The sequence below is a fragment of the Blautia sp. DFI.3.45 genome (assembly GCF_020593505.1).
GTDB lineage: Bacteria > Bacillota > Clostridia > Lachnospirales > Lachnospiraceae > Blautia_A > Blautia_A wexlerae.
Genome location: NZ_JAJDMI010000185.1, coordinates 1 through 373, shown reverse-complemented (window position 1 = coordinate 373; position 373 = coordinate 1). Strand labels below are relative to the sequence as shown.

Annotated in this window: 1 protein-coding gene; it reads right to left on the bottom strand. The window is 47.2% G+C overall.

Annotation, left to right across the window (positions count from 1 at the left end; translation table 11 throughout):
- A partial coding sequence (locus tag LJE09_RS17535) for a DUF4368 domain-containing protein (protein WP_227311624.1) occupies positions 1–373 on the bottom strand: 373 nt, incomplete at both ends.

Genomic DNA, 373 nt, shown 5'->3' with positions numbered 1-373 from the left:
CTTCCTGTTCCTCCGGGGTTAAAGGAACCGGCTGTAAGGATGGTGGGATATAGCGTCCTAAAAAATTGAAGTAGATTTCAATTTCCTGCGTAGTGTCCTGACTGCCTTTTCGGGCGCGTTCGTGGACAAGGATTTTCTCTACAAACCCGTTGAGCATGGTGTTTGTCAGCGTGTCAAAATTCTCGTACTTATCAATCAGGGCTATAAATTTCTCCGCTGATTTCTGACTCTGCTCATAGCTGGTAACAGCCTTTTCCAGCTCTGCAATTTCAATCTCAAGTGCGTCCTGCTCTTTGGCATACTGTGCATCAAGCGCCCTATATCGTGCATCCGGCAGCTTGCCGAGGGCGTTGTCCTCATAGATTTTGCAAAT